This is a genomic window from Saccharopolyspora soli, assembly GCF_022678645.1.
GTDB classification, from domain to species: Bacteria; Actinomycetota; Actinomycetes; order Mycobacteriales; family Pseudonocardiaceae; genus Saccharopolyspora; species Saccharopolyspora soli.
The window spans coordinates 59,574-82,578 of record NZ_JALBWV010000024.1 but is presented as its reverse complement, the minus strand read 5'-3'; the positions used below and the strand labels follow the sequence as shown (position 1 = coordinate 82,578).

The window sequence follows — 23,005 nt, the reverse complement described above, 5'->3', positions numbered from 1 at the left end:
CGGACAACGCTACGCGCCGACAGCTAACCCCGGAGAGCGCAATCAGCGCGATTCTCAGGGTTCTCCGAACGAATTCTCAGGGCCGTCGCAGCGCATCCGCCGCGCCGTAGCTGCTGGGCAGCACCGGTTCGGCCGGTCCCGCGACGCCGCGTTCGGACCCGTTGCGGCCCTCCAGCAGGTACTTGCCGATCCGGGCGTCATCGGGCAGCGGAATCGGGTAGTCGCCGTCGAAGCACGCCGCGCACAGCCGGGTTCGGGGCTGCTCGGTGGCCGCGACCAGCCCGTCCAGCGACACGTGGCCGAGGCTGTCCGCGCCGATGGAACGGCGCACCCCGTCCAGGTCTAGGCCGTTGGCGATCAGCTCGGCGCGGGAGGCGAAGTCGATGCCGTAGAAGCACGGCCACTTCACCGGCGGCGAGGCGATCCGGACGTGCACCTCGATGGCACCGGCCTCGCGCAGCATCCGGACCAGCGCGCGCTGGGTGTTGCCGCGCACGATCGAGTCGTCCACCACGACCAGCCGCTTGCCGCGGATCACCTCGCGCAGCGGGTTCAGCTTCAGCCGGATGCCCAGCTGCCGGATGGTCTGCGAGGGTTGGATGAAGGTGCGGCCGACGTAGGAGTTCTTCACCAGGCCGCTGCCGTAGGGGATGCCGGAAGCCTGCGCGTAGCCGATCGCGGCGGGCGTGCCGGACTCCGGGACCGGGATCACCAGGTCGGCGTCGACCGGGTGTTCCTTGGCCAGCCGACGGCCGATCTCGACGCGGGTGCCGTGCACCGAGCGACCCGAGATGGTGGTGTCCGGGCGGGCCAAGTAGACGTACTCGAAGATGCAGCCCTTCGGCTTGGGGCTGGCGAAGTGCTGGGAGCGCAGCCCGTTCTCGTCGATGGCCAGCAGCTCACCGGGCTCGACCTCGCGGACGAACGACGCGCCGACGATGTCCAGCGCGGCCGTCTCGCTGGCCACCACCCAGCCGCGTTCCAGCCGACCGAGCACCAGCGGCCGGACGCCCTGCGGATCGCGGACCGCGTAGAGGGTCTGCTCGTCGCAGAAGACCATCGAGAAAGCACCGCGCAACGTCGGGAACAGCTCCATCGCGGCCTGCTCGATGCCCTTGTCGGTGGCGCGTGCGGCGAGCAGGCCGGTCACCAGGTCGGAGTCGCTGGTGGCGCGCTCGCAACCATTGGCCGGGGAAGACGTGTTGGCTGCGACCGTGTCCACGCCTTCGGCGATGACCTGGTCCAGCAGTTCGGCGGTGTTGACCAGGTTGCCGTTGTGGCCGAGGGCCAGTCCGCTGCCGGTGGCGGTGGTGCGGAAGGTCGGCTGGGCGTTCTCCCAGCTGCCGCCGCCGGTGGTCGAGTACCGGGCGTGGCCGACGGCGACGTGGCCGCGCAGCGACGCCAGGGTCTGCTCGGTGAACACCTGGCTGACCAGGCCCAGGTCCTTGTAGACGAGCACCTGCGAGCCGTCGCCGACGGCGATGCCAGCGGCTTCCTGGCCGCGGTGCTGGAGGGCGAAGATCCCGTAGAAGCTCAGCTTGGCGACCTCTTCACCTGGGGCCCACACCCCGAAGACGCCGCATTCCTCGTGGGGGATGTCCCGCTCAAGGTTGGAGAGATCCGTTCGCGTGCTTGCGCTTGCCGGTTCGGGCCGGTCGGTGACCACCGAGAACTCCCTGGAGGACGGAGCCGGAGTTACACCTCAGTGTAAACAGCAGGCAACCGGCCGAAGGCCGCCCAGCTACGTGTTGGCCATCTCATCGCCCGGCCGATCATCCACGCAGCGTGCTGAAATGATCACAGGTTGTCGACGCGCACCAGCGGCAACCACTGCGAAACGTCCGAGCGGGAGCCGGAAGCGGTGAGCTTGCCCCGCTCGACCGCCTCGGCCCAGCCGAGCCGCCCGGTCGCCAGCAGCAGCCAGGTGCGCGCGTCGGTCTCGACGACGTTGGGCGGGGTGCCGCGGGTATGCCGCGGACCGGCCACGCACTGCACCGCCGCGAACGGCGGCACCCGCACCTCGACGCTGTTGCCCGGCGCGACCTGCTCCAACGTCCGCAAGCTCAACCGCACGGCGGCGGCGAGTTCGGCACGCGCGGGCTGCTGCGCGGCATCCTCCAGCCACGACCGCACAGCCGCGACGGCCTCGCGCACTTCACCGGGATCAACGGCACGTCGACCAGCCATGCCCGAAGCCTACGAAAACGCGCCTGGCAACGGGCCAACCGCTCACAGCCAGCCGAGCTTGACCGCTTGCATGCCCGCCTGGAAGCGGGTTTCCACGCCCAATCGCGAGATCAGCTCCCGCACCCGGCGGTGCGCGGTGCGGGCGCTGAAGCCCATCAGCCGACCGATCGTGTCGTCCGTGGCGCCGGAGGCCAGCAGCGACAGGATCCACCGCTCCTCCTCGGTGGGCTGCAGCTCGGTGCCCGAGAGGTCCTGGTCCGCGGTGAACGGGGCGGCGAAGCGCCACAGGTCCTCGAAGATCCGGGCGATCGCCGCCAGCATCGCCGAGCTGCGCACCACGACCGCGCTCTCCACCGAGGTCTCGCTCACGGTCAGCGGCAGCAGCGCGATCTCGTTGTCCACCATGATCAGTTTGGTCGGCGCCACGTGGATCACCCGCGCCTGCTCGCCCATCGCGACCAGCTTGGTGGTGATGTCCAGCTGCGGCGGCCGCGCCAGCGCGGACCGGTCGTAGAGCACCTGGTACTGGACGCCTTCGGCGAGCTTGCGGGATTCCAGCGAGTCCAGCGGTCCGGTCGTCACGTACGGCGGCTTCGCCACCCCCTGGACCAGTTGCGTCGCGTTGCGCTGCAGTTCGTACGCCGCCCAGCCGACCCGCTTGGCACCGTGCACGACCTGCAGAACGCCCCCGCTGCCCGACTGGGCACGAGCGGCGCGTGCCACTGACGCGACCTGCGCCTGCACGGACCGCTCGGTGAGCGGCTCCGTGGCGGCGGTGTCCCTGGCTGGCTCGTCGACCTCGGCCGACGGTTGTGTCAGCTCCTCGGTGTATCCGGGTAGCACGGCACACCCCTCCTCGATGTGCCCTGGCAGTACCGATTCGGAAACCGGTCCCGCAGGGGACACTGAACACCCCCGTGATTGGCAACGTATTCCACCGGGAACGATCGCTGGAACCGACTTTCGCAGGATCGAGCTGATCGACCTTCGATTGACCCCGTTCGGCGGCGTCCCGACGTCCCCCGAATGCAGCAGCTGGCAGCACGCGGGCCCTCCCCGTTGCCAGGAAGGGCCCGCATCTTGCACTGCTCACCCGCGCCGCCTCGCAAAACGAGTTCGGCGACAGGTCCTCAACGGATCAGAGGTCGCCGATCTGCAGCAGGTCGGCGATGGTGCCCTCCGGAGCGCCCTGGATGACGCCGGTGGCCGCCTGGCCCTGCAGCGCGGTGATCACGTCCGCGGGAGCCGCGTCCGGGTTGGCCGCCAGGAACAGCGCACCGACACCAGCCACGTGCGGGCTGGCCATCGAGGTACCGCTCATCGTCTCGGTGCCACCACCGGGCACGGTCGACACGATGTCCACGCCGGGGGCGTAGCCCTCGACGGTGGCGCCGAAGTTGCTGAAATCGGCCGCGGTGTCCGTGTTGTCCGACGCGGCGGTGGTGAACACGCCCTCCGCGCTGGCCGGGGAGACGTTCTCGGCGTCCTGACTTTCATTACCGGCCGCCACCGCGAGGAACACACCGCTGTTGACCAGGTTGGTCGCGGCCTCGTCCATCGCCGGGTCCTTCGGGCCGCCCAGCGACATGTTCGCCACCGACGGGCCCTGGTGGTTCTGCGCGACCCAGTCCATGCCGGACACGACCTGCTCGGTGGTGCCGCTGCCGTTGGCGTCGAGCACCCGCACACCGACCAGGTGGACGCCCTTGGCCACCCCGTAGGTGTTGCTGCCGATGGTCCCGGCGACGTGCGTGCCGTGACCGTGGGCGTCCTGACCGTCGCCGCCGGTGGCGTCGAAGCCGATCTCGGCCCGGCCGCCGAAGTCGGGGTGCGACGGGTCGATGCCGGTGTCGATGATGTAGGCGGTGACGCCCTCACCGGTGCCAGCCGGGGCGTAGGTGTCGTCCAGCGGCAGGGCCGGCTGGTCGAGCCGGTCCAGGCCCCACGAGCTGACGGCCTTGGGCGCGGTCGACGGTTCGACCTCAACCTTGTAGCTCTGCGAGATGTTCTCGACCTTGCCGTTGGCCCGGATGCTGTCGAGCTGTTCGGGGGTCAGCTTCGCCGAGAACCCGTTGATGCTCTTGTTGTAGACGTGGCGTGCCTGCACGCCGAGCTCTTCGGCTACGCCCTGCGGCGCGATGCCGTCCTTCAGGTTGACGATGTAGACGTCAGCCGTGTCCTGCGCCTGCGCCTGGGGGTGCAGGGTCAGCGGTGCCAACTCGAAATGCGGCTGCGCGCCAGCCGGTGCTCCGGCGAACACGAGCGCCGCTGCGGCAACGCCTGCCCCGGTGCCGTAGAGCAGCTTCCTCATGTGTCCCCTCCTCCGTTCAAATTCGCTCGGGTGGGGCCGAGCGAAGGTGTTTCACGCCGGAACGTAACCAGGGAAAACACTCGTCCGGGTGATGTTGGCGACTTGTCGCCACACAATCGGACGGAGGGGTGAACGAATTCCCAGCTCTGGGTTTCTTACCGGGAATGAGCAGGCAAAACCATGCCCGCCGAGAAATCCCGGCGGGCGTGGCAATTAATCACTTCTGGGCGGTTTACCGGTTCAGGTGGCAGCTACCCAGCGTCGCAACTTCAGGCGGACGGCTTCGACGTATTCGGGCTCGATATCACTGCTCTCGTCGACCGACTCGGCGCCGGAGGGCGCGACGCCGTACGCGGTTCCGTAGTACAGGTACAGCGCGCGTTCCTGCTCCAGCGGCAGATCGCCCTGGTGCAGGCTGACCCGAGGTGCGTGCCGGACCGCTTCCTTGCCCACCGCCACGGTGAGCGTGTCGCCGTCGAAGGCCGCCCCCTCCAGCGGCACGAAGCTCTCGTTCGTACCGAAGAGTCCAGTTTGGACGGTTATCCAGGCGGGTTGCTCGGTGTCGTCGTCGATGAACAGTTGGCCGACGATGCCGATCCGCTGACCTTCCGGATCGAAAACCTCACACCCGAACATCCGCAACGCTTCTCGCTGACCGATCATCGCCGCCTCCCTTCCCCACGACCAGTCTCCCCCTGCAATGGACGGAACGGCACCTCGGAACGGTTGGTCCGGGACCGTCCACTGGACACACTCCGGCGGCTGGCACCCTCGAAAGCGCGCTCGGCATCCGCGGGGCGCCCGACCACGACCACGGAGTCCCGATGTCGCAGCCCGCCCACCGCCGCACCCCGCCGATCACCGACGAAATGCGGGAGCACGCCAAGCAGAACCCCAACAGCTGGCTGTACATCGCCGATCCCGGCTACGCCGACGGCGACGCGGAGGTGCCGCCGGAAGGTGTGGTGGGCGCCTACCGCATCGACGCCGACGGCGAGATCGACGAGGACTTCCAGTTCAACGACCAGTACCAGCCGTCCGAACTGGCGGCCAATCAGCAGGAACCGACCAACGCGCTGGAAGAGGTGCTGGCGCGGATCGCGGCCGGGCAGTTACCGGAATCCGACCTGCCCGCCGCGGTGCTCGACGCCGAGGTGCTGCTCTACGCGACGAGCGAGGCGGACGACATGCTCTACACCGCCGAGATGTCCGACGGCAGTCAGCTGGTCCCGGCCTGCACCTCGCCTTCCCGAGTTCCAGCGGACTGGCCGGGATTCCGCCGGGTGCCGGGTCGAGTGCTACCGGACCTCCTCGACGGCCTCGACCTGGGGCTGAACCTGCACGACGCGATCCAGGCGGTGATCCCGAACAGCGTGCTCATCCAAACCGCCGCTCAACACGATTAAGAGAGTGCGCCGAGTGGTTCGCGTGGCGGCGCCGGTAGCGGAACCTCTCCGCGCCCTCTGAACACCGCGCGCAACGGTGGCCAGGGTGTCCTGCGGTGCCTAGCCTCGGCAAGGTGACCGGCGATCAGCTGCGCGGCAGGCCCGGACCGATCGAGGACTACGCCCTGCTCTCCGACCTGCGCACGGCCGCGCTGGTCGGCAAGGACGGCTCGATCGACTGGCTCTGCCTGCCCCGCTTCGACGCACCGTCGTGCTTCGCCCGGCTGCTGGGCAGCGACCGGGACGGCCACTGGCAGATCGCGCCGACCGCGCCGGTTCGCGAGGTGCACCGCAGGTACCGGGACAACTCCCTGGTGCTGGAGACGGACTTCCACACCGATGACGGGGTGCTGCGGCTGATCGACTGCATGCCGCCGCACGAGAAGAACCAGCACGACCAACCGTGCCTGGTGCGCACCGTCGAAGGGATCTCCGGCGAGGTGGACGTCAAGCTCCGCTGGGTGGTCCGCTTCGCCTACGGCGACGCGGTGCCCTGGGTGCGGCGGGTGCGCGAAACCGAGCCGGTGCTGGACGAATTCGTGCTCGCCATCGCCGGTCCGCACACCGCGGTCCTGCGCGGCGACATCCTGCCGCAGCGCCGGGTGGACGAACGCGCGCACGAACTGGTGGTCACGGTGCGGGCCGGGGAGCGGCTGTCCTGGGTGCTGCAGTGGTCTCCGGACCCGCAGGAGCTGCCCGCGCCGATGGATCCGGAGCAGGAGATCCAGGACAGCGAGGACTTCTGGCGGGAGTGGACCGAGAAGATCAACTACACCGGACCGCACGCTGCGGCGGTGTACCGCTCGCTGGCCACCCTCAAGGCGCTGACCTACGCGCCGAGCGGCGGGATCATCGCCGCCCCGACCAGTTCCCTGCCGGAAGCCATGCCGGGCAACCGGAACTGGGACTACCGCTACTGCTGGCTGCGCGACGCCACCCTGGTGCTGCTGGCGCTGGACGACTTCGGCTGCCTCACCGAAGCCACGGCCTGGCGGGAGTGGCTGGTGCGCACGGTCGCGGGTGATCCGGGGGACCTGCAGATCATGTACGGCGTCAACGGCGAACGGCACCTGGTGGAGTGGGAGGCCGACTGGCTGCCGGGCTACCACGGCACCGCACCGGTGCGGATCGGCAACGCCGCCTACCGGCAGACCCAGCTCGACGTCTACGGCGAGGTGATGGACGCGCTGCACCTGGCCCGCGAACGCGGCCTGCCGGAAAGCGAGGAGACGTGGGCGTTGCAGCGCGGCATGCTCCGGCACCTGGAGAAGATCTGGCAGCAACCGGATCGCGGGTTGTGGGAGGTGCGCGGCCCGGACCGGCACTTCACGCATTCCCGCGTGATGGTGTGGGTGGCGTTCGACCGGGCGGTCCGCGCCGCGGAGGAGGACGGCTTGCCCGGACCGGTGAAGCGCTGGCGGGCGATCCGCAACACGGTGCACGCCGAAGTCCTGAAGCGGGCCTGGAATCCGGAGCTCGGCGCGTTCACCCAGTACTACGGCGGAAACACGCTGGACGCGGGCACGCTGCTGATGCCGTCGGTCGGTTTCCTGCCCGGCGACGACGAACGGGTGGTGCGCACCGTCGAGGCGGTGCAGCGCGAACTCCAGCACGACGGGGTGCTGGTGGACCGCTACACCACTGCTGATCAGCCGCACGAGGTCGACGGGCTGGTGGGCCGAGAAGGTGCGTTCTTGGCGTGCTCGTTCTGGTTGGTCGACGCGCTGGCCTACTGCGGACGGCGCGAGGAGGCCGAGCGGATGTTCGCCGAACTGGTGGGCCTGGCCAACGACGTGGGCCTGTACGCCGAGGAGTACGACGGCGCCGACCACCGGTTCACCGGCAACTTCCCGCAGGCGTTCAGCCATCTGGCGCTGGTGAACTCGGCGGCGATCCTCTTCGGCGGCCGAACCCGAGCCCAGAAGAGCCGCCGCGACGGCACGGGCAGCACCGTCGCCTGAGATTCCACTACCTGACCACCTGCGCGAACCTGCCCGCGCAGTCGCTGGAAGGTGTCTTTGTTCGTGTTCTTTAAAGCAGCGAAGCCGCTTAGCCCACCCTCGCAACCGGCACCGCCGCGGGTTCTCAGGCTGTGCCCACTGGCGTTCTCTGCGAGGACTGCCACGACGCTGTGTATCGGACATACATGCGTCGGGGATCCCGGAGTCGAGACGGCGTCTGAGGTTCCGCTACCCGCACCGCAAAGCAAAACGAGTACGCAGACTCTCTAATCCAGGTGTTGGGTGATGAAGGTGGTTATTTCGGCGGGGGATCCGGGGCGGGCGAACAGGTAGCCCTGGCCGGTTTCGCAGCCGATGTCGGCCATCCGGCGGGCCTGCGCTTGGGTCTCCACGCCCTCCGCGGTGACCGTCAGGCCGAGCGCGTGCGCGAGGTCCACCAGCGTGCCGACGATGCGCGCATCGACCGGGTCCGCCCGCTCCGCATCCCGCAGGCCCTCCATGAACGATCCCGCGATCTTGAGCTCGTGCACCGGGAGATGCCGCAGGTAAGCCAGGTTCGAGTAGCCGGTGCCGAAGTCGTCGATGGCAATCCGCACGCCCATCCGGGACAGCGCGCGCAACGCGTCCATCGGCTCGTCGGCGGTGCCCATGATCGCGCTCTCGGTGAGTTCCAGCTGCAACCGGGACGGCGCCAGCCCGGTCTCGGTCAGGATCTCCGCGACATCGGTGACCAGGTTGGGATCACGGGACTGCCGGACCGCCAGGTTGACGCTCACGAACGGCGCCGCCGACCCGAACTCGTCCTGCCACTGCTTCGCCTGCCGACATGCCTGCCGCAGCACCCACCGGCCCAGCGGCACGATCAGCCCGGTCTCCTCGGCCAGCCCGATGAACCGGTCCGGGCCCAGCCGACCCATCTCCGGATGCGCCCAGCGGACCAGCGCTTCCACCCCTACGACGCCGTGGTCCCGCAGGCCGACCAGCGGCTGGTAGTCCACGTAGAACTCGCCGCGTTCCAGCGCGGCGGGCATCTTCGCCGACAGGTGGAACTGCGCGACCTCGGTGGCGTTGCGATCCGTGTCGAACAGCGCCCACCGGCCCTTGCCCTCGGCCTTCGCCCAGTACAGCGTGACGTCGGCGTCCCGCATCAGTTCGGCCGCGGTCTGGCCGGGCACCGGCCGTTCGACGATGCCGATGCTCGCCGACACGGACAGCTCGTGACCGCCGATGCGGATCGGTTCGTCCAGCGCGTCCAACACGGTGTCCGCGACCTCGATGGCCTGGTCGGTGCCGAACGAGTTCTGGATCAGGATCACGAACTCGTCGCCGCCCATCCGCGCGACCAGCCGGTCGTCGCCGTGCACCGCGACGGCGAGCCGGTCGGCGACCGCCACCAGCAGCTCGTCGCCGACGTGGTGGCCGAGGCTGTCGTTGATCACCTTGAACCCGTCCAGGTCCATGTAGCACAGCGCCACCCGCTCGCCGGGTTCGTGCTGCCGCAACACGGCGGAGAGCCGTTCCAGGAACAACGCCCGGTTGGGCAGCGCGGTCAGCGGATCGTGCATGGCCTGGTGACGCAGCCGCTCCTGCAGCAGTCGGCGGTCGGTGACGTCCTCGATCATCGCGACCTGGTAGAGCGGCAGGCCGTCCTCGCCGCGCACCAGGGACACCGTCAGCTCGGTCCACACCGTCCTGCCGTCGGGACGTTCGAAGTGCTTCTCACCCCGGTACTGGTCGCGCTCGCCGCGGACCAGCTCCTCGTACATCCGCCAGATCCCGTCGGTGTCGGCCGGGTGCGCCATGTCGTGCACCAGCATCTGGCGCAGTTCCTCGGTCGGTCGGCCCAGGATCCGCCGCAGTGAATCGTTTACCTCAAGGATCCGGCCGGACATGTCCGCGATTCCGATGCCGATGGCCGCCTCGGCGAAGATCGCGCGGAACCTGGCCTCGCTGGTGCGCAACGCCTGTTCGACCGCGTCGCGCGCGTCCAGCACGGCCTGCCGGATGGCCTCCTGCTCGTCCAGCGTCCGCTTGCGGGCGGCCTGGACGAAACCGGAGCACAGCGCGCCCTGCAACGCGGCGACCCGCCCGCGCCAGCCCGGACTGCTGCCCAGCCGCAGGATGTCCAGGATCTCGTCGCCGATCAGGTCGACGGTGCGCGCCAGGGATTCCGCACTGGTGAAGTGCACGGCGACCAGGTCGACGCCAACGGACCGCGCGGCGGCGGGATCGAACGGGTCGCTGAGCAACGCGTCGACCAGGCGATCGGTGTAGCCGTACAGACGACCCTCGACCTCGGCGCTGGTCATCGGCACGTAGCTGGTGCCGATGAGGGCTTGCGCCCAAACAGCGGCGAAGCGTCGTCGGTCGGCCCGGTTCACCTCCGCGGTCACCTCGTGAGCGCTGGGCACCGGCGCTGTCCAGCCAGTCATGCCTGGGCGCCCTCCACTCATACTCGCCTGGGCCATTCTCGTTCGGAGCATACGACTGGATCGGTCTTGCGGTCGAACATCATGTGCGGCACCCGGGGTAGCCGCACACCTCATTCGAGCAGGCCAACCGTGTGGTCGCACCAATCAGATTGATTACGATCCGCAACCCGTTGATCGCTGGAACACGGCTCGCGTTGACCACCCGACGTTTTCGACGCGCAGCCCGCGCGCGAGGTTGTGCGCAGCGCGAGGTACCCCGCCGGAGATAGCTGGTTCACCCCCAACTGTCCGTATTGCGCCATTCTGGTTAAAAAATCACACAGGATCTACATCCTGAGAAAACGATTCGCCACACTTCCGGGGCAGAAAGCGCCGTCCCCCGACGACGCACCGCAATCATCCCCGAGAGGCCCCGATGAACCATACGAGTGGACGTGGTCGCCGATTACCGGTGTTCTCCTTACTATCGATTGCCTGCGCAGGCGTTCTTCTCCTGTGCTCGCCCGCGCAAGCCAGCACACCCCTTCCAGGAAGGGAATTCGCGATGGGCACCCAGGTCACCGGCGAACCACCGAGCGGAACCGAGACCGACACCCCGATGGGCTCACAGATCCGCAAGCACGAGGGCGGTGACCCGCTGCCCGTTCCCGAGATCGACCCACTGGCCACTGTGGCCGGTATGGACGTCAGCGGCCACCAGGGCAATGTGGACTGGCAGTCCTGGTGGGGCCAGGGCATGCGATTCGCCTACGTCAAGGCGACCGAAGGCACCGGGTACGAGAACCCGTACTTCGCCCAGCAGTACAACGGCTCCTACAACGTGGGCATGATCCGCGGCGCCTACCACTTCGCGCTGCCGGACCGCTCCAGCGGCGCGGCGCAGGCCAACTTCTTCGTGGACAACGGCGGTGGCTGGTCCAAGGACGGCAAGACCCTGCCGGGTGCGCTGGACATGGAATACAACCCCTACGGCGACACCTGCTACGGCAAGAGCAAGAGTGCGATGACCGCGTGGATCAAGGACTTCAGCGACACCTACCACGCGCGCACCGGGCGCTGGCCGGTCATCTACACCAGCACCAGCTGGTGGAGTTCGTGCGTGGACGGCGATTTCAGCTCGACGAACCCGCTGTGGGTGGCCCGCTACGCGAGCACGGTCGGCCCGCTGCCCTTCAACTGGCAGGTCTGGACGATCTGGCAGTACACGTCGTCGCCGCTGGACCAGAACACCTTCAACGGCGCTTTCGACCGGCTCCAAGCCCTCGCCAACGGCTGACCCGCGAACCCGCGGTGCCGGGCCGGGACCCCGGCACCGCGTCTCCGGCTGAAGCCGCGGGAATATCGCCGTTCACCGCAAAACCGCGCTCCCGCGAGGCAGAATCCCACGCATGGGTGAGCGCAAGATCGGATTGGTCGCGACGATCGCGCTCGCGGTCGTCGTCCTGGTCTGCGTCAGCGCTGCGTTGCTGGCGTTCGACCCGAGAACCACAGGTGCCGATGCGCTGCGCACCGGCGGGCTCGCCGCCGGGTCGGTCGTCGCGCTTTACGCGCTGTGGCTCAACGACCGGCGCCGTCGGGTCGAGGAACAACGGCAGGAGCTCGAAACCCGGCGGCAGGAACTGGATCGTCAGCGCTACGCGCTTGAGCGGCAACGGCAGGCCCTGGAAGATCGACGGACCGACCAGGACCGGGACCGAGCGGCCGACGAGCGCTTCGCGCGGGCGGTGGAGCTGCTCGGCAACGAGGCCGACCAGGTGCGGGTGGGCGCGATGCACGCGCTGGCTGGACTCGCCGGAAACCACCCCGAATACACCCAGACCGTGCTCGACGTGCTGTGCTCCTACCTGCGCCGCCCGTTCGACCATCCGAAGTGGATCCCGCAGGAGACCCTCTCACCGAACCCTGATCAGTGGCCCGAGATCAGCCCGGAGTTGGAGCGCGAGCGGTACGTCCGGCAGACCGCGCAACGGCTGATCCGGGACCTGCTGCCCGCCACCGACGTTCCGGACCCGGTGAGCTACCGCCTGGACCTGACGCGTGCCGCGTTGGAGCGGTTCAACCTCAGCGATCGGGTGGTGGGGCGGATCGCCGCCTACCGGTGCCGGTTCCGGTACACCACGAATCTCAACCGCGCCGTCTTCCACGGCCCGGTGCACTTCCGGGACAGCGTGTTCCTCGGCCGGATCAGGGCGGAGGACACGCTGTTCCACGACAAGCTGGAGCTGCGCGGAATGCACACCCACGGGCCGTGCGGCTTCGAACGCGCCCGGTTCGAAGGGGAGGTGGACGTCAAGCGCGTCGTGTGCCGGGAAGGCGTGTACTTCACCGACGCGGTCTGCGGCGCTGGCCTGGACCTCCGCCACGCGCACTTCGACGGCGGCGTCAACCTCCGGCTGCGCGAGCCGCTGCCCAGCGTTTCGCTGTACGACACCGAGGTCGGCACGTCGGTCCTGGCCGAGGTGCCGGAGGGCTGGGCGCTCGAACCCCTGCCGAGCACGAATCGCGCACGCATCCGCGTGCATCCGATCGAGCAGGATTTCGCGCATGGGTGAGCGCAAGATCGGATTGGTCCTGACCATCGCGCTCGCGGTCGTCGTCCTGGTCTGCGTCAGCGCTGCGTTGCTGGCGTTCGACCCGAGAACCACAGGTGCCGATGCGCTGCGCACCGGCGGGCTAGCCGCCGGGTCGGTCGTCGCGCTTTACGCGCTGTGGCTCAACGACCGACGCCGCCGCGTCGAGGAACAACGGCAGCAACTGGAGAACCGGCGTGCCGATCTGGACCGCGACCGCGTTGCTGACGAGCGTTTCGCCCGCGCCGTGGAACTGCTCGGGCACGAGACCGATCAGGTCCGCGTCGGCGCGCTGCACGCCCTCGCCGGGCTCGCCCGCAGCAATCCCGACTACACCCAAACCGTTCTCGACGTGCTGTGCTCCTACCTGCGGCGGCCGTTCGCGCATCCGCGCTACGCCGACGATTCGCCGGTCGAGTACGCGCCGTCGACCTCCGACGGCAGGCACTCTTCGTGGACTCCGGATGCGCGCAACGACGCCGAGCGCAAGCTCCAGGTGCGGCTGACCGCGCAGCGGTTGATCGCGGACCTGCTGCCGCGTGTCGGCGATGCCGACGCACCGGCCTACGACCTCGACCTCACCAACGCGACACTCGAATACTTCGACCTGGCCGACCGCAAGATCGGCACGATGGTGCTCCGCTACGCGCAGCTGTTCAGCAGCAACAACTTCAGCCGCTGCGAGTTCCACGGCCCGGTATGGCTCACCGGCACGACCGTCGGATCAGGTCGGGTGTACGGCCGTTTCCGCTGCGAGGACTCGGTTTTCCACGAACGCGGCTGGTTCAGCGGGGTCGAGTTCCACGGCCGGACGAGCCTGGACCGCACCCGCTTCCGAGGCCGCACGAGGTTCGCCGACAGCCGCTTCATCGACCGGGTGTCCATGGTGGACGCCGTCTTCGAGGGCCCGGCCGACTTCCGCGCCGTCCGCTTCGACAACGACGTCGACCTCAACGGCGCCACCTTCCACGACGCGGTCCAGCACACCGAGGTGACCACCGCCCCCGACCGAGCCGTCACCCTGCCAACGGGCTACCGAGCCGTCACCCTGCCAACGGGCTGGCGAACGTGAGCACCACTGGAAACGCCGCCACGGGTGACCCGTCCGATCACTAACAGGTGAAAGGTGAGGGGCACCCTTCACCAAGTTACTTGGTTACGGGTGCCCCTCACCTGGTTCAAAATCACCCGAAGAGAGTAGGGAGGGTGGTTTCCCAGGCTTGTCGGAGTTCCGTCAGCGGGATGTCCGCGACGTCCTGGATGTCGAGCGACTGGGCGCCCGCGTCCGCCACGCCGATCTTGGCCCACGGCAGGCCGCGCGCCGTGCACATGTCCGTGAAGCGGAGTTCCTCGGTGCGCGGAACCGCCACCAGGACCCGGCCCGCCGACTCGGAGAACAGCCAGACGAACGGGTCCGCACCTTCCGGCAGGACCACCCGGGCACCGCACTCGCCGATCAGCACCGTCTCCACCAGCGCCTGCGCCAGGCCACCTTCGGAGAGGTCGTGCGCCGCCGAGATCATGCCGTCGCGGGAGCCCGCGACCAGGATTTCGGCGAGCAGCTTCTCCCGCGCCAGGTCGACCTTCGGCGGCACCCCGCCGAGGTGGTCGTGGGTGACGCGCGCCCACTCCGAGCCGCCGAACTCCTCGCGGGTTTCGCCGAGCAGCAGCAGCGTTTCGCCTTCCTCACCACCGATTCCGGTCGGGATGCGCCGGGTCACGTCGTCGATCGTGCCCAGCACGCCGACCACCGGGGTCGGCAGGATCGGTGTCGCGGCGGTCTGGTTGTAGAAGCTGACGTTGCCGCCGGTGACCGGGATGCCCAGCTCCTGGCAGGCGTCCGCCAAGCCGCGCACCGCCTGCTGGAACTGCCACATCACGCCCGGATCCTCCGGCGAGCCGAAATTCAGGCAGTTGGTGACCGCCAGCGGCGTGGCACCGGTGGTCGCCACGTTGCGGTACGCCTCGGCGAGCGCCAACTGCGCGCCCGCGTACGGGTCGAGCCGGGTGTAGCGGGCGTTGCAGTCGGTGGCGACCGCGATGCCGCGCCCGGTCTGCTCGTCGATGCGCAGCACACCACCATCGGACGGCTGGGCGAGCACGGTGTTGCCGCGCACGTACCGGTCGTACTGGTCGGTGACCCACGCGCGGGAGCACAGGTTCGGTGACGCCGCCATCCGCAGGATGGTCTCCCGCAACTCGTCCGGTGTGGACGGACGGGCCAGCGTGTTCGCGTCGTCCGCCACGATCAGGTCCTGCTCGGCGGGCCGCGCGACGGGCCGCTCGTACACCGGCCCCTGGTGCGCGACGGTGCGCGGCGGCACGTCCACCACGAGCTCACCCTGCCAGTAGATCTCCAGGTTCTCGCCGTCGGTGACCTCGCCGATGACGGTCGCGGTCACGTCCCACTTCCGGCAGACCGCCATGAAATCGTCCACGTTGGACGGTTCCACGACGGCGCACATCCGCTCCTGGGACTCGCTGGAGAGGATCTCCGCGGCGTTCATCCCGGAGGCGCGCAGCGGGACCTGGTCCAGCTCGACCCGCATGCCGCCGTCACCGGCGGAGGCCAGCTCCGAGGTGGCGCAGGACAGGCCCGCGCCGCCGAGGTCCTGGATGCCCACGACCAGTCCCGCGTGGTACAGCTCCAGGCAGCACTCGATGAGCACCTTCTCGGCGAACGGGTCGCCGACCTGCACGCTCGGCAGCTTCTTGCGACCGGCACCGCTCTCGTCACCGTCGAAGGTCTCCGACGCCAGCACCGAAACGCCGCCGATGCCGTCCAACCCGGTGCGCGCCCCGAACAGGATGATCTTGTTGCCGGTGCCGCTGGCGTGCGCGAGGTGCAGGTCCTCGACCTTCATCACACCCACGCACATGGCGTTGACCAGCGGGTTGCCCGCGTAGCACTCGTCGAAGACGACCTCGCCGCCGATGTTCGGCAGCCCCAGGCAGTTGCCGTAGCCGCCGACCCCGGCGACCACGCCGGGCAGCACCCGCTTGGTGTCCGGCGCGTCGGCCGGGCCGAAGCGCAGCGGGTCGGCCACCGCCACCGGGCGGGCGCCCATCGCCATGATGTCGCGGACGATGCCGCCGACGCCGGTCGCGGCACCCTGGTAGGGCTCCACATAGGACGGGTGGTTGTGGCTCTCCAGTTTGAACGTGACCGCCCAGCCGTCGCCGATGTCGACCACGCCCGCGTTCTCGCCGATGCCCGCGAGCATCTTCGCGCGCATCTCGTCGGTGGTGGTCTCGCCGAAGTACTTCAGGTGCACCTTGGACGACTTGTAGGAGCAGTGCTCGCTCCACATCACCGAGTACATGGCCAGCTCGGCCTCGGTGGGTCGGCGGCCCAGGATCTCCCGGATCCGGGCGTACTCGTCGTCCTTGAGCCCCAGCTCGCGGAATGGCTGGGGGGTGTCCGGTGTGGACTTCGCGTGCTCAACGCTGTCCACCGTCGCCAAGTTGGTCACGCTGCCACCAGTGCATCCAGAACGGACAGGAACATGCCGAGGCCGTCGTCGGTGGGCCCGGTCAACGCGTCGATCGCGTGCTCCGGGTGCGGCATCATGCCCGCGACCCGCCCGCGCGCGTCGGTGATGCCCGCGATGTCGCGCTGCGAGCCGTTCGGGTTCTCGCCGGTGTAGCGGAACAGCACCCGGCCTTCGCCTTCGAGCTCGTCGAGGACCGCCTGCTCGGCCATGTAGTTGCCCTCGCCGTGCTTGATCGGGATCAGCAGCTCGGCGCCCGCCTCGTAACGGGTGGTCCAGGCGCTGGTGTTGTTCGCCACCTGCAACCACTGATCCCGGCAGACGTAGTGCAGGCCCGCGTTGCGGGTCAGCACGCCGGGCAGCAGCCCGGACTCGCACAGGATCTGGAAACCGTTGCAAACCCCGAGCACCGGCATGCCCTTGCGGGCGGCCTCGACCACTTCCGCCATCACCGGGGCGAACTTGGCGATCGCGCCGCAGCGCAGGTAGTCGCCGTAGGAGAAGCCGCCGGGCACGATCACCGCGTCGACCCCGCGCAGGTCGTGGTCGGCGTGCCAGAGGGCGACCGATTCGGCACCAGCGCGGCGCACGGCCCGCGCGGCGTCGACGTCGTCGAGGGTGCCGGGGAAGGTGATGATGCCGATCTTCGCGCTCATGGCTGTCCCGCCTCCAGTTCCGCCCCTCCGCGATTTGCAGTGGTGGTTGCGTCCAGCCGAATCTCGCGTTGCGTGGTTTCTGGTGGCTGGCTCGCGTCGCGGTCCCCTGAGGTGCGGTTGGGGAGGACTGGGGTTGGCACCGGGCTGCTCATGCTTCCACCCGGCGGACTGTCCAGTCCTCGATCACCGGGTTGGCCAGCAGTGTCTCGGCGATCTTGGCGAGCGTGTCGTCGTCGACGTGGTCGGCGACCTCCAGCTCGAAACGCTTCCCCTGGCGGACTTCGGTGATGCCGTCGAACCCGAGTCGGGGCAGCGCGTTCGCCACCGCCTGTCCCTGCGGATCGAGGATCTCCTGCTTCGGCATGACGTCGACAACGACTCGGGCCACGGGTGCTGCTCCCGGTTTCCGTGCAGATCCGCCGGGACCCGGCGGATGGCCAGCAGTACTGCCAAAGCGTAACTGAGCTGGGAGTTCGCCCGGTCGGCCAGGTGGCGCGGGTGCGGCGTGGCTCACCAACCGAGCTGTGTTGTCCGCCACATTCGCGTCGAATTGTCTAAACCTCTGCGGAGTCGGACGTCTATTACGACCGGGGCGCCCGAAGCCCCCGCTGCAGATTGCGAATCACTGAGGGGAACGCATACCGATGCGCACATTCAAGACGCTGCTGGCCGCTGGACTGCTCGCCGGTCTCGCGCTGCTCACGACGGTCCCGGCGATGGCGGCGCCGAGCACCGGACCAGCCGCCGTCGCACCCGCCGAACCGGCCGGGCTGACCGCCGACAAGTCGCAGGTGCGACCGGGGAACACGCTGGTCATGCGCCTGGACCACGGCCTGGAAGGGGTCAACTGGATCTCGTCGGCGGCATTCGTGCGCGGCGGCGAACACCCGGTGGGCGCGGACGAGGGCCTCGCCCAGATCGTGACCGACCGCGACGGCTACGCCGAGGCGGTGGCCACCATCGCCGACGTCCCGCCCGGTGAGTACGTCGTGCACACCCGAGTCGGCGGCGGCGCGGGCCCAACCATGACGATCAACGTGATCAAGTGAGTCAGCTGGGGGTTCGCGATTTCGCGGGAAATTGCGAACCCCCGGCGCTGTTCACCGGTAGCGAGAAGGCTCGCGGTGGCGGAGTTGCTGGGGGCAGGGTGCCGGTATGCGGATGCTGGTATTGGGCGGAACGGTTTTCCTGGGGCACGCGGTGGCGGCCGAGGCTGTTCGGCGCGGACATGATGTCTACTGCGCCGCGCGCGGGTCGAGCGGCGCCTTGCCCGATGGTGCGGCGCTGATTCCGGTTGATCGGGAGCACGGGCTCGGCGCGCTCGCGGCGGAACGATTCGACGGCGTGGTCGATGTGGCGCGGAACTACCGCTGGGTGCGGGACGCGCTCGACGCGCTGGGGACAACAGCCGGGCACTGGAGTTTCGTATCCACCATCAACGTCTACGCGGACAACGAAACAACTGGTCAGAGCACTGATGGGCGGTTGTTGGACCCGATCACCGACTCCGAAGACGTGAGCACTCCCGAGTCGTACGGCGGCATCAAGGTGGCTTGCGAGGACGCGGTGCGCGCCGCGCTCGGGGACCGGGCTTTCGTGCTGCGCCCCGGCCTGATCAGCGGGCCGAACGACATCTCGGACCGGTTCGGGTACTGGCCGACGCGCATCTCACGCGGCGGCCGGGTGCTCGTGCCGGACGCTCCCGACCAGCCGACCCAGCACACCGACGTGCGCGACCTGGCGGAGTGGATCGTGACCGCTGCGGAGCGCGGCACGACCGGAACCTTCGACGGCAGCGGCCCCACCACCGCGCTGGGCCCCCTGCTCGAGGAGATCGCCGAGCTCGTCGCGCCACCGGGCACCGAACTGGTGGCCGTCGCGCCGGAAGCCCTGACCGAAGCGGCGGTGCAGCCGTGGAGCGGGCCGAAGTCGCTGCCGCTCTGGCTGCCGGAGAGCCACCACGGCCTCGTCTCGCACGACGCGGCTCCCGCGCTGGACGCCGGGCTGCGCATCCGGCCGCTCGCCGAGACCGTGTCGGCGACCCTGGCGACCGAGCGCGAGCTCGGCCTGGACCGGGAGCGCCGGGCCGGTCTCAACCCCGCCGAAGAGGCCGAACTGCTCGCCGCGCTGGACCAGCGGGTGTGGTGACTCCGGCTCCGCGCCGCCGCTGACGCACCGGCTGAGCACACCGTCGCGTCGTGCAAGAGTGGAGTCGTCGCTGGCGCATCGAGGAGGAATCACCGTGCAGATCACCCACTTCGGACACGCGTGCGTGCTGATCGAGACCGAGTCGGCTCGGCTGCTGATCGATCCCGGCACGTTCTCCACCGACTTCGAGGACCTCCGCGACCTCGACGCCGTGCTGATCACGCACCAGCACGTCGACCACCTCGACTTCGACCGACTCCCGGCGCTGCTGTCGGCCAACCCGAACGCCCGGCTGGTGGCCGATCCGGGTTCGGCGCCGTTGATCGCGGAGAAGGGGCTGTCGGCCACCACCGCGCGAGCCGGTGAGTCGCTGGAGCTGGCCGGCGCGACGATCAACGTGGTCGGCGGGACGCACGCGGTGATCCACCCGGACATCCCGGTGGTCGACAACATCGGCTACCTCGTCGACCACGGCGCCTTCTACCACCCGGGCGATTCGTTCTTCGTGCCGGAACAGCGGGTCGACGTGCTCGGCCTGCCGACCGGGGCGCCGTGGCTGAAGCTCTCCGAGGCGGTCGACTTCCTGCGTGCGGTGGCGCCGCGCGCGGCGGTGCCGATCCACGAAGCGGTGCTGGCGATGCCGCAGATGCACTACCGCATGTTCGACCAGCTCGGCCCGAAGGACACCACTGTCGACGTCCTGACCAGGGGCACCCGGACCACGGTCTGACGCCGACCGCCAGCGCCCTCCCGACGTGCATCGGGAGAGCGCTGGCAGGCGATTTCGCGCGAAATCGGATGGTTCAGTCGTCGAACCGGTCGTCGAGGCCGTCGTCCGCGTCGTCGTCGAAGCGGTCGTCGAGGTGGTCGTCCCGGTCGTCGAAGCGGTGGTCGAACTGGTCGTCCGCGCCGAACTGGTCGTCGCAGTCGTCGAACCGGTCATCGGCATCGTCGAAACGATCGTCCGCGTCGTCGAACGGGTCGTCGTCGATGCACGTCAGGGGCTGTTGGGGTGCCAGGGGCAGGTCGGTGGAGGCTGGTTGGGAGCCGCTGGCCGGGGCCGGGTTCGCACCGTTGTCGGCGGCGAGCGCGACGCCCGTGCCGCCGAGGCCCACCAACGCCACCGCCGCTGCCGCCACCAACCAGGTCCGCTTCGTGTTCCGCATGGTTCCCGTCTTTCGCTCGCTGGGACTTCTCTCCCGGACGAGAACCAGCATCGATGTCGATCGTGAGGCAGCCCTGAAGCTCGAATGAAGGGATCCTCATCCCCTGTCGCGGTGCGCCGACGCCCGTCGGCGGGCGAACGCGGCATAGGTGACCGGCCGCGCGCCGTGGTGCAGCGCGAGGTCGATGGCATCCAGAATCGCCTGCCGCGCAGCGGGTTTGTGCAGTTCAGCGGCGTCCACCGCGAGCCGGACCAACCGGCCGCGGCGGGCCGCCCGCCCGGCCCCCAGCACCAGCGCCCGGCACCACCACGGCTCGATCCGCGCGCCGGGTCCGAGCATCCGGATCCGAGCCCGGTGCACCTGGCCGGTCGCGAGTTCCCGCACCACCATCGCGTCCGCGCAGACCGCGAAACCGCGACGCCGCAACGCGGTCACCGTGCCCGGCGAGGCCAGCCAGCGCGGTGGGATGAAGCTGTCCGTCCGCAGCCCGGCCTGCTCAAGCACCGCCGACGCGGCCACCAGCCGAAGCCCCGCTTCGTGCGCCGGAAGCCGAGCGGCCGGTGCGAGGCGGGCCCGCAGTCCGGGTGAAACCCGAGCGAAGCCGTACAGGCTCACGGCATCCCGCTGTGCCAAGCGCTCCGCCAGCCAGTGCAGCACCGGGGATCGCGCGCGGTGCGCTTCGAGATGATCCGGGCGCGGCGCGATCAGCAGGGACAGCGGCACCTGGCGGCGGTCCAGTTCTGCGGCGAAGTCCGCGCACTGGTCCAGCACCCGGTGGCCCAGCCCGGACAACGACACCACGAGCGGCGTGCTCACAGTGCCCCATTTGGCCTGGTCCGGGTGTCCACGACTTGACCGCGAGGTGTCCCCTCGGCGCAAATCCGGCGAACCTCCACGCCGTCACCTTCGACACGCCTGGACGCTTCGGGACGCCGACACGCCGACGCATGCCCCCACCGGGGGAAGCCGGACAATTTCGCGAGAAATTGCGCCCCTACCCCGTCGGGCGAGGCCAGGCGGTGAAGGGGCGGCCGGTGATCAGTTCGTATGCCTCGATGTAGCGGGAGCGGGTGGTGGCGATGACGTCATCCGGCAGCGGAGGCGGCGGGGTGTCCGCGGCGCGGTCCCAGCCGGAGGCGGGCGAGGTCAACCAGTTGCGCACGACCTGCTTGTCGAACGACGGCTGCACCTTGCCCGGCTGGTAGCCGTCCGCTGGCCAGTACCGGGACGAGTCGGGCGTCAGCACCTCGTCGCCGAGCACCAGGGCACCGTCCGGGGCGAGGCCGAATTCGAACTTGGTGTCCGCGAGGATCACGCCGCGGCTGCGCGCGTGCTCCGCAGCCCGCTCGTACACCCGGACCGTGACGTCGCGCAGCTGCGCGGCGCGCTCGGCGCCCAGCTGCGCGGCCGCCGCTTCGAAGCTGATGTTCTCGTCGTGGTCACCGATCTCGGCCTTGGTCGCCGGGGTGAAGATCGGCTCCGGCAGCCGGGACGCCTCGGTGAGCCCGTCCGGCAGCGCCACCCCGCACACCGCGCCGGTGCGCTGGTAGTCCGCGAGCCCGGAGCCGGTGAGGTAGCCGCGCGCCACGCACTCGACCGGCAGCATCTCCAGCCGCCGCACCAACAGCGCCCGACCGCGCACCTCGCCGGGGATCCGCACGTCGTCGAAGGCGACCAGGTGGTTGGGCACCAGATCGGCGAGCAGCTCGAACCAGAACACGCTCATCGCGGTCAGCACCCGGCCCTTGTCCGGGATCGGCGTGTCGAGCACGTGGTCGAACGCCGAGATGCGATCGGAGGCCACCAGCAGCAGGTGTTCGTCGTCCACGGCGTGCAGCTGGCGAACCTTGCCTGCCGCGATCTGGGGGTAATCGGCGAGTGCAACCACGTGCTGGATTCTCGCGCACCGGGGGCCGGGTGCCCGCAGCCGGGCCGGTCCGGTGGTATGAACCCGGCATGGCCCATCCGGCGCACAGGAGGACTTCGTGACCGAGACATTCACCGAATGGCTTCGCCAGCGCAGCGAACCCGACTGGACGGCGGTCATCACGCATCCGTTCACCCAGGGCCTGTTCGACGGGTTGGTCCCGGTCGACTCGATGCGTTCCTACCTGGTGCAGGACTACCAGTTCGTCGACGACTTCCTGGCGCTGCTCGGTGCCGCGCTGGCCAAGGCCGACCGCTACTCCTCGCGGCTGGCGATCGCGGGCAGCATCGCCGTGATCACCAGCGAGGAGAACACCTACTTCCAGCGCGCGTTCGACGCGTTGGGGGTCGGCGAGTCGGACCGGGTGCACCCGAAGTTGGACGAGGCGACCACGGCGTTCCGGAACCTGATGAACGACACCAACGCGCGCGGCGGCTACGCCGAGGTGCTGACGGTGCTGACCGTCGCGGAGTGGACCTACCTGGAGTGGGCGATGCGCGCGCCAGCCGCGCTGCCGGAGAACTTCGTGCACGCCGAGTGGATCGCATTGCACAACAACCCGGAATTCCAGAGCTGGGTGCAGTGGCTGTGCCGCGAACTGGACCGGGTGGGCGCTGATCTCGACGAGCGCGACCGGGCCCGCTGCCTGCGCCTGTTCCAGCAGGCGACCCGCTGCGAACTGGACTTCTTCAACGCCCACTGGGCGTGACG

At 69.3% G+C, this 23,005-nt stretch carries 21 protein-coding genes; 9 read left to right on the top strand and 12 right to left on the bottom strand.

Annotation, left to right across the window (positions count from 1 at the left end):
* Positions 1–76: 76 nt before the first annotated feature.
* From purF to MOQ72_RS19650, 5 genes are all read right to left on the bottom strand, one after another.
* Positions 77–1,666, bottom strand: a complete 1,590-nt coding sequence (purF, locus tag MOQ72_RS19670; RefSeq protein WP_372495471.1) for an amidophosphoribosyltransferase — start codon at positions 1,664–1,666, stop codon at positions 77–79.
* A gap of 131 nt (positions 1,667–1,797) precedes the next feature.
* A complete protein-coding gene (locus MOQ72_RS19665) occupies positions 1,798–2,187 on the bottom strand; it encodes a sterol carrier family protein (protein WP_242185320.1) in 390 nt (129 codons plus the stop codon).
* A gap of 42 nt (positions 2,188–2,229) precedes the next feature.
* Positions 2,230–3,030: a helix-turn-helix domain-containing protein gene (locus MOQ72_RS19660; protein WP_242185319.1), complete on the bottom strand. Its 801-nt coding sequence runs from the start codon at positions 3,028–3,030 to the stop codon at positions 2,230–2,232.
* A 295-nt stretch (positions 3,031–3,325) separates the two neighbouring features.
* Positions 3,326–4,498: a S8 family peptidase gene (locus MOQ72_RS19655; RefSeq protein WP_242185318.1), complete on the bottom strand. Its 1,173-nt coding sequence runs from the start codon at positions 4,496–4,498 to the stop codon at positions 3,326–3,328.
* Between the two features lie 240 nt (positions 4,499–4,738).
* Complete coding sequence (locus tag MOQ72_RS19650; protein WP_242185317.1) at positions 4,739–5,161, bottom strand: PRC-barrel domain-containing protein; 423 nt, start codon at positions 5,159–5,161, stop codon at positions 4,739–4,741.
* A 161-nt stretch (positions 5,162–5,322) separates the two neighbouring features.
* Here MOQ72_RS19650 and MOQ72_RS19645 point away from each other — a divergent pair, with 161 nt between their 5' ends.
* Together MOQ72_RS19645 and MOQ72_RS19640 are read left to right on the top strand one after the other, a co-directional pair.
* The gene (locus tag MOQ72_RS19645) at positions 5,323–5,904 is read left to right on the top strand and encodes a type VII secretion system-associated protein (protein ID WP_242185316.1); all 582 of its coding nucleotides are present in this window, start codon (positions 5,323–5,325) and stop codon (positions 5,902–5,904) included.
* A gap of 113 nt (positions 5,905–6,017) precedes the next feature.
* A complete protein-coding gene (locus MOQ72_RS19640) occupies positions 6,018–7,904 on the top strand; it encodes a glycoside hydrolase family 15 protein (protein WP_242185315.1) in 1,887 nt (628 codons plus the stop codon).
* Between the two features lie 266 nt (positions 7,905–8,170).
* Here the strand turns inward: MOQ72_RS19640 and MOQ72_RS19635 are convergent, their stop codons facing one another.
* Positions 8,171–10,336 carry a putative bifunctional diguanylate cyclase/phosphodiesterase gene (locus MOQ72_RS19635; RefSeq protein WP_277954338.1) on the bottom strand — a complete coding sequence of 722 codons (2,166 nt, stop codon included), beginning with the start codon at positions 10,334–10,336 and terminating at the stop codon, positions 8,171–8,173.
* A gap of 544 nt (positions 10,337–10,880) precedes the next feature.
* On the opposite strand from MOQ72_RS19635, the gene MOQ72_RS19630 reads away from it, so the two are divergent.
* From MOQ72_RS19630 to MOQ72_RS19620, 3 genes are all read left to right on the top strand, one after another.
* Positions 10,881–11,612 carry a lysozyme gene (locus MOQ72_RS19630; RefSeq protein WP_242185314.1) on the top strand — a complete coding sequence of 244 codons (732 nt, stop codon included), beginning with the start codon at positions 10,881–10,883 and terminating at the stop codon, positions 11,610–11,612.
* Between the two features lie 112 nt (positions 11,613–11,724).
* Positions 11,725–12,888: a pentapeptide repeat-containing protein gene (locus MOQ72_RS19625; RefSeq protein WP_242185313.1), complete on the top strand. Its 1,164-nt coding sequence runs from the start codon at positions 11,725–11,727 to the stop codon at positions 12,886–12,888.
* A complete protein-coding gene (locus MOQ72_RS19620; protein ID WP_242185312.1) occupies positions 12,881–13,978 on the top strand; it encodes a pentapeptide repeat-containing protein in 1,098 nt (365 codons plus the stop codon). The genes MOQ72_RS19625 and MOQ72_RS19620 overlap by 8 nt, the downstream gene beginning before the upstream one ends.
* Before the next feature lie 112 nt (positions 13,979–14,090).
* On the opposite strand, the gene purL is transcribed toward MOQ72_RS19620, so the two are convergent.
* The 3 genes from purL to purS all read right to left on the bottom strand — a co-directional run bounded on the left by purL (position 14,091) and on the right by purS (position 17,441).
* Positions 14,091–16,379, bottom strand: a complete 2,289-nt coding sequence (purL, locus tag MOQ72_RS19615; RefSeq protein WP_242185311.1) for a phosphoribosylformylglycinamidine synthase subunit PurL — start codon at positions 16,377–16,379, stop codon at positions 14,091–14,093.
* Complete coding sequence (purQ, locus tag MOQ72_RS19610) at positions 16,376–17,053, bottom strand: phosphoribosylformylglycinamidine synthase subunit PurQ (RefSeq protein WP_242185310.1); 678 nt, start codon at positions 17,051–17,053, stop codon at positions 16,376–16,378. The genes purL and purQ overlap by 4 nt, the downstream gene beginning before the upstream one ends.
* A 148-nt stretch (positions 17,054–17,201) precedes the next feature.
* Positions 17,202–17,441 (bottom strand): phosphoribosylformylglycinamidine synthase subunit PurS, encoded by a 240-nt coding sequence (gene purS / locus MOQ72_RS19605; protein ID WP_242185309.1) that lies wholly within the window; start codon positions 17,439–17,441, stop codon positions 17,202–17,204.
* Between the two features lie 256 nt (positions 17,442–17,697).
* Between purS and MOQ72_RS19600 the strand changes: the two genes are divergently transcribed.
* The 3 genes from MOQ72_RS19600 to MOQ72_RS19590 all read left to right on the top strand — a co-directional run bounded on the left by MOQ72_RS19600 (position 17,698) and on the right by MOQ72_RS19590 (position 19,931).
* Positions 17,698–18,102 carry a hypothetical protein gene (locus tag MOQ72_RS19600; RefSeq protein WP_242185308.1) on the top strand — a complete coding sequence of 135 codons (405 nt, stop codon included), beginning with the start codon at positions 17,698–17,700 and terminating at the stop codon, positions 18,100–18,102.
* A 106-nt stretch (positions 18,103–18,208) separates the two neighbouring features.
* Positions 18,209–19,201, top strand: a complete 993-nt coding sequence (locus MOQ72_RS19595; protein WP_242185307.1) for an NAD-dependent epimerase/dehydratase family protein — start codon at positions 18,209–18,211, stop codon at positions 19,199–19,201.
* Positions 19,202–19,295: 94 nt separating this feature from the next.
* On the top strand, positions 19,296–19,931 hold the full coding sequence (locus tag MOQ72_RS19590) for an MBL fold metallo-hydrolase (protein WP_242185306.1): 636 nt from the start codon (positions 19,296–19,298) through the stop codon (positions 19,929–19,931).
* Positions 19,932–20,004: 73 nt separating this feature from the next.
* On the opposite strand, the gene MOQ72_RS19585 is transcribed toward MOQ72_RS19590, so the two are convergent.
* The 3 genes from MOQ72_RS19585 to MOQ72_RS19575 form a co-directional block, all read right to left on the bottom strand.
* Positions 20,005–20,367 (bottom strand): ATPase, encoded by a 363-nt coding sequence (locus MOQ72_RS19585; RefSeq protein ID WP_242185305.1) that lies wholly within the window; start codon positions 20,365–20,367, stop codon positions 20,005–20,007.
* Between the two features lie 96 nt (positions 20,368–20,463).
* The gene (locus tag MOQ72_RS19580) at positions 20,464–21,183 is read right to left on the bottom strand and encodes a DUF2334 domain-containing protein (RefSeq protein WP_242185304.1); all 720 of its coding nucleotides are present in this window, start codon (positions 21,181–21,183) and stop codon (positions 20,464–20,466) included.
* A gap of 178 nt (positions 21,184–21,361) precedes the next feature.
* Positions 21,362–22,255, bottom strand: coding sequence for a phosphoribosylaminoimidazolesuccinocarboxamide synthase (locus MOQ72_RS19575; protein WP_242185303.1), 894 nt, complete (start codon positions 22,253–22,255; stop codon positions 21,362–21,364).
* 97 nt (positions 22,256–22,352) lie between these two features.
* On the opposite strand from MOQ72_RS19575, the gene MOQ72_RS19570 reads away from it, so the two are divergent.
* Positions 22,353–23,003, top strand: coding sequence for a TenA family protein (locus MOQ72_RS19570; protein WP_242185302.1), 651 nt, complete (start codon positions 22,353–22,355; stop codon positions 23,001–23,003).
* Positions 23,004–23,005 lie beyond the last annotated feature (2 nt).